At 66.5% G+C, this 5,692-nt stretch carries 7 protein-coding genes; 3 read left to right on the top strand and 4 right to left on the bottom strand.

Annotated elements, in window-relative coordinates:
• Nucleotides 1–145: 145 nt before the first annotated feature.
• Nucleotides 146–271 (bottom strand): hypothetical protein, encoded by a 126-nt coding sequence (locus ACIRA5_RS52160; RefSeq protein WP_403705338.1) that lies wholly within the window; start codon nt 269–271, stop codon nt 146–148.
• Between the two features lie 167 nt (nt 272–438).
• The gene (locus ACIRA5_RS52165; protein WP_403705409.1) at nt 439–630 is read right to left on the bottom strand and encodes a zinc ribbon domain-containing protein; all 192 of its coding nucleotides are present in this window, start codon (nt 628–630) and stop codon (nt 439–441) included.
• A 177-nt stretch (nt 631–807) separates the two neighbouring features.
• On the opposite strand from ACIRA5_RS52165, the gene ACIRA5_RS52170 reads away from it, so the two are divergent.
• On the top strand, nt 808–1,299 hold the full coding sequence (locus ACIRA5_RS52170; protein ID WP_403705341.1) for a DUF2975 domain-containing protein: 492 nt from the start codon (nt 808–810) through the stop codon (nt 1,297–1,299).
• Nucleotides 1,299–1,520: a helix-turn-helix domain-containing protein gene (locus ACIRA5_RS52175; protein ID WP_403705344.1), complete on the top strand. Its 222-nt coding sequence runs from the start codon at nt 1,299–1,301 to the stop codon at nt 1,518–1,520. Before ACIRA5_RS52170 ends, ACIRA5_RS52175 begins: the two co-directional genes overlap by 1 nt.
• A 1,283-nt stretch (nt 1,521–2,803) precedes the next feature.
• Here ACIRA5_RS52175 and ACIRA5_RS52180 read toward each other — a convergent pair.
• Complete coding sequence (locus ACIRA5_RS52180; protein ID WP_403705346.1) at nt 2,804–3,643, bottom strand: transposase family protein; 840 nt, start codon at nt 3,641–3,643, stop codon at nt 2,804–2,806.
• Nucleotides 3,644–3,695: 52 nt separating this feature from the next.
• Nucleotides 3,696–4,142 (bottom strand): hypothetical protein, encoded by a 447-nt coding sequence (locus ACIRA5_RS52185; protein ID WP_403705349.1) that lies wholly within the window; start codon nt 4,140–4,142, stop codon nt 3,696–3,698.
• Nucleotides 4,143–5,279: 1,137 nt separating this feature from the next.
• On the opposite strand from ACIRA5_RS52185, the gene ACIRA5_RS52190 reads away from it, so the two are divergent.
• Nucleotides 5,280–5,692 (top strand): hypothetical protein (locus ACIRA5_RS52190; protein WP_403705352.1); only part of this gene is annotated, 413 nt, incomplete at its 3' end.

The following is a 5,692-nucleotide window of genomic DNA, read 5'->3' on the forward strand; positions in this document are numbered from 1 at the left end:
CAGGATCACGAGAAGGCCGTACCCACGTCCGGCGATCACCCGAACGAGTGACCTGGCGAACGTTGATGATCAAGCCGGAGGTTAAGGAACAAGCTCAGCACAGGCCGCTGACCCCGCATTCACCACGGTCTTCGACGGCTCACTACTACTGCCGGACGGCCGCATCGCCGTCGGCGACGTCGAGCAACTGACCCGGTTCGTACACCAGGTGGGAGACTGCGGCGAGTTCAAGGTGCGCGTCGCAGTGGACTCCCCAGGCGCGGACACTCACGCCATCGACGTCACGACATCCGAAGCATCATCCTCAAGACCAGATGAGCCCGCAACTCAGTTTGGTTGCCTGATCGCGGCCACCTATGACTCGTTCGTGTCGTCCGTCTAGCCTTCAGGGGCTGGAGCCTCGACAGCCTCTCGCGGCACGACATCGAGAGCCGGTGGCTAGGCCACGCCGGGAAGGACCAGCCCGGCCCTGATAGCGACGTTGAGTGCGCCGATATGGTCGGCGTTGGCGGTGTGTCCGCACCGGGTGCACTCGAACTTCTCTTGCGTGGTGCGGTTCTCGCCGGACACATACCCGCAGGCGGGGCAGGTGCGGGAGCAGGGCCTCGGCGTAGTCGGGTGACGTCCGATTCGTACTCAAGTGAGGCCGACTTCGACAAGATCAAGACGGTTCGCGCGAACGCCATGCCGTGGGAGGGGGCGACGTCCCGCCGCGGTGCGAAACCGCCGCCCATCCTCCGCCTCACCCCTTGCTTCACCTATCGAATTTCGATAGATTCCCATCGTAATTCGATGGAAGGATGGGGTATGGGAAAGCTGGCAGTGCGTGCGCTTCGCGCTGTGCTCGTGGTGGTGCTCGCCGGCACCGTGTTCGTACAGGCAGGGATGGTGTGGGTGCTGGTCAGCGGGAGCGACCCGGAGGACGGGTCGCTCCCGCTGACCCCGCTGCGCGTGATCACGATCCTGGGCATGATGTCGGCCCAGGTCGCCCTCGTCAGCGTATGGCGGCTGGTGTCGATGGTGCGACGCGGAACCGTGTTCTCCCATGCCGCCTTCCGGTACGTGGACGCCGTGATCGGCGCGATCGTGTCGGCCGCCCTCCTGTGGTTCACGGTCACGGCCATCAATGCGCCGGGCCAGCGGGACGACCCGGGCGTCACCGTCATCATGGGCGGGGTCGGCGTGGCCATCCTGGGGGTCGCGCTCATCGTGCTCGTGCTGCGGATGCTGCTCGCCCAGGCCGTCGCGCGCGACGTCGAAGCGGCGCAGATGCAGGCCGAGTTGGACGAGGTGATCTGATGCCGATCATCGTCGACATCGACGTGATGCTGGCCAGGCGGAAGATGTCCGTGGGCGACCTCGCGGACCGCGTAGGGATCACGCCCGCCAACCTGGCGGTACTCAAGAACGGCCGCGCCAAGGCGGTGCGCTTCGCGACGCTCGCCGCGCTCTGCGAAGTGCTCAAGTGCCAGCCGGGCGACCTGCTGCGCTGGGAGGCCGAGGACGCCGCGGGCGGATGACGTCCCCCGGGCGGGCGTGAAAACGCCTGGCACCACCGGCCTGACACGGCGCGTGGACCACATGGACGCGGATCACCGATCACCCGCAGCACCGTCCCGACCCCGTTGGGTAGATTCCGGTGACCTGCACCGCACCGTCCTGGTCGACGATCGCCACCTGCGAACGTGACCTCCCCATCGCAAACTCCCGCCCTTCCAGCGCGGGAGGGCGGGAGTTCGTCATTGGGTTGTGTTCATCTTGAACGTGCAGGTCACGGGGGTGGCATGGGTGGGTGAGGCCATGCGCGTGCTGGTCGGCGGCGACTGTCTGCGGTGAAGATCGTCGGTCAGCGGGCGATCGCGTGCCAGTTGAGGACCAGCAGCGCGCGGACGAGCCGGGTGGCCTTCACGTCGAGGCGGAGCCGGGTCGGTACGCGCCAGTTCTTGTGGTGCGCGAAGGCGGTGTTCGCAGCCGGTTCGTTCTGCGGCGATCAGCTGGTTGACCCGCTTCTTCGCGGGCGGGAGCTTCTTGCCCCTTGGGCTTCTTGTAGCCGGTGATGACCGCCGGGTCGCTGCTGTCGTCGCCACCACCGTCGAGGCCGACGAAGCCAGTCACCGAGAACGAGAATGTGGTGGATTGGCCGGTCGGCCCGCAGTGGCGTCGGAGCAGCCTGCCATCCACTGCCGGGATGGTTCCCTTCCGCTTCGTGTGTCGTACTCCTCGCACACAGTTGATTCATCTTGGCCGGCTCTGTAGCCCTCCTCGTACTGCTGCTGGTATCTGCCTTTGCACCCGGACACAAGCAGCAACGGAACAACCAGAAGGGCGACTCCCTTCACATGCTTGGTGGAGCCCAGCCGGCCGCACCGCGCGACCGCACCGGGCTCATTCTTGACGTGAAGAAACGGGAGGGCTCCGTCGTCCATGCGGCTCACCCTTCCAGAACACCCCGTCACCGGGGCGAGTTCGCCTGGTGGTGAGGTGATTGTTACCAGGAGCGAGGATCGTCCACGTCGCATCACCTCTGCTGCAAGTGGGCGAAAACCAGCAGTCCCTAAGAGGCTGACCGCTCACGGCGGAACCGAGTTGGCCCTGACCCGTGGAGTTCGTTCACAACTTCTGACGCGGGGCATGCCGGTCTCGCGGGCGAGTTCCATCTGCCCCTCTGTCACTGTCCTCCGCATCTCGGGAAACCTCAATGAGCGGTATGCAAGCTGAAGTTGCTGGTCACGGGGCTGGTGTGCGTGGGCATCGGGATGGCTCGTGCTGGTCGCCGGCAGGTGACTTTGGTGAAGATCGTCGGTCATCGGGCGACTTCGCGGTTCGTCAGGACCAGCAAGGCTCGGACCAGGGCGGTTGCCCAGGCGGGGTCGGTGCGTACCTTGCCGAGGACGCGCCAGTTCTTGAGGTGGGCGAAGCCGTGCTCGACGGGTGCCCGGACGGCCGCCAGTGCCGTGTTGGACAGCTTCTGGCCTCGCGTCAGGGGCCGGTTCCGGGCGGCCTTGTAGCCGGTGATCACCGCCGGGTCGGCGTCGGGGCCGCCGTCGTCGAGGCCGATGAATCCCAGGTCGGCGATGGCTCCGCGCCCGACTTCCGGCAGTTTCCGGGTGAGCTTGTCGTGTCGGCAGGCGGTGATCTCCGAGGTGCGCCCGGGGCGGGCCGCCGAGATCCACAGCAGTCGGCCCCGGTCGTCGGTGAGGGCGATCACGAGCGGGCCGTGGCATTTGTTCTTGCCGGAGTAGTTCTTCCGGTTCTCCTTCCCGGTTCTGCGCCGAGTGCGGATCAGCGATCCGTCCAGCAGTACGATGCCGCCGCCCATTCGGGCGATCTTCTTCAGGGCCCGGTCCAGGCGTGGGGCGCGGGCGGCGAGCAGGCTGACGACCTCCCTCACCCATCGGGTCACGGTGGTGCGGTGTACTGCGTTGCCGCCGGCCAGGTCGCCGGGCCGCTGGTCACAGCGCCGCACCGCCAGCACGATGGCGGCGATCTTCCCCGCGGGCAGGGCACGCCACCGCGAGCCGATCTTCTTGAGGTGGCCGCGTATCAGGTCGGCGAGCCAGTTCAGGGTGGCACTCGGCAGCGGCAGGCGGGCGGTGTAAACAAGGCCGTCAGGGCCCTCGACGGAACTGTTGTTTTTCGTCACACCAACTCAACTGCCGTCAGGGGCCCGTCAGTTACGGGCGCGCCCCGCGCGACTACGGACGTGCCGTGAACCGCCCGTCGCCCCGCTTGTGCAGCCAGCCGCGGTCGGCGAGCTTGGTCATCTTCGCCCGCAAGGGTTCCAGCTTGCCGCGCACCGAGGCGTCCAGGCCCAGCCGCTCGCCGACCGCCCTGACCTGCACCGGGCCGTCGGCCTCCCGCACGATGGCCAGGATCTTGCGGTAGTCGCCGGGCAGCGCGCCCTCGTCGGCCGCGTCGCTGCGGTGCGCGATGAGCAGGACTGCCCGCCCGGCCACCTTCGCCGATACCGCAGCGGCAGCCCCGACGTCGGCCCGGGCCTGCTCGGCCAGGCGGTTCAACACCCGTTCCGCGATCGCCAGTTCATCCCGCTCGGCCTGGACCTCCTGGAGTTGCTTGGCCAGCTCCTCGGCGAGGGCGTCCAGTTCGCGCCGGCGGGCGGTGATCCACTGCCGCTCCTGCATCCCCCGCGCTCTCCCGCGTTCTCACGGCGTGCCGACCTGCTGACGGATCGCAGGCGGGGGCCGGTCGTGGGCGCAGCCGGGCCCGGCATCCCGCCGGAGCCGGACCTGCCCGATGATCTACGCCATGGTCATCGGCCGCCGACCGGCACGAGTACCCAACTCGCCATTCACACCAGACCCGTGACCTGCGACTTCACGATGCGCACCGCTCATTGGGCGGACAGCCAGGGCTTCGCCGTAGTCGCTTGGCGCCTGATTCGTGATGACCTGTCTAGCGTTCGGCGGGGGGGGTGAGGACCATGATGCTCCACGCGCCGCCCAGCATCCTGGCCTCGCTCAGGATGTCGAAGACGTGGACGCTCGCTGCCGGGGGCGAGGAACCTCCCTGCCGAACCTATCGCGGGCGCCAGTCGAATAATATTTCTGCATTTTCTGGTCGACTGCCTGGCGGCGGGAGTGCAGCGGTAATGCAGCATGCGCGGGGCGGTCATGGAGGAATGTCCAACGAACGCGTTGACGCGCTGCATGTGATTCAGAGAGCTAACCGAGGATCCGGCCGTGGGAAGAGTGATCCGAGTTCTCGCTCCCTTTTTGCTTGTCGGCACGTCGTTGATCGCGACAACAGACTGCAGGAGGCGCTGTCGCTGCGTTGAGCAGCGCATAAGACACCTGGAGGTCCTGATGCCGGAGGACGAGGGCGCGCTACGACACAGTCGTGATCGCGACGGCCTCACCGTTCTGGGGCGGGGCAGGCGGCGTTCGCGAGCAGGTCGACCGAGCCGCCAAGCAGGCCTCGCCCACCAGTAGTTGGAACAGCTGGAGAAGAGTCGACCGGTCGAGCAGAACATGCTCGACGCGCCGCTCGGACCTCCCGGCCGCGTGGTGGCGGCTGTGCGCGACAGGCTCGAACACGTCGCCGAGCCCGATGAGTCCGGCTGGGTCCACGACAGGAGCATCGGCCTGGACCCGGCGGTCCATGAGGGGTCCCGCACGCAAATAAATCCCACAATCACGGCGCAGTCTGCTTAACACTCTGTATGGGTGACATTGCCGTGTCGCTGTAGTTATGGAGTGATGTGTTGCGACATTTTAGTCCACATAGATTTCTATCTCTGTCTACAGCAAGAAAGGGGTGCCGTGAAAAGGTTTGGCATCTACGCAACTCTGCCTTTTGTCGCTGCCGTGGCACTGGGAGGCGCAACAGCGGGCCAGGCTTCCGCGGAACTCCGCTACGATCCTGAAACCCCCGCAGGAGTTACCGTTGTTTTCAACAACGGCGGGTCCTATGGAAATGTTTTTAATGAGGTGAACGGCAACAGCAATAACACTCAGATCGGGAACACCCGGGGCGGCACACAAGGCGGCACCGGGAACACGCAGGGCGGCGCTGGGAACACCCAGGGCGCTACGCAGGGCGGCACTGGCAACACCCAGGGCGGCACGCAGGGCGGAACCGGCAACACCCAAGGCGGCACACAAGGCGGCACCGGCAACACCCAAGGCGGCACACAAGGCGGCACCGGCAACACCCAAGGCGGCACACAAGGCGG

The sequence above is a fragment of the Streptomyces sp. NPDC096311 genome (assembly GCF_044763085.1).
Taxonomy (GTDB): domain Bacteria; phylum Actinomycetota; class Actinomycetes; order Streptomycetales; family Streptomycetaceae; genus Streptomyces.

Coding starts and splice junctions, on each gene's coding strand:
- ACIRA5_RS52175 (WP_403705344.1), top strand. CDS start 1,299: ATGCCGATCATCGTCGACATCGACGTGATGCTGGCCAGGCGGAAGATG.
- ACIRA5_RS52170 (WP_403705341.1), top strand. CDS start 808: ATGGGAAAGCTGGCAGTGCGTGCGCTTCGCGCTGTGCTCGTGGTGGTG.
- ACIRA5_RS52185 (WP_403705349.1), bottom strand. CDS start 4,142: ATGCAGGAGCGGCAGTGGATCACCGCCCGCCGGCGCGAACTGGACGCC.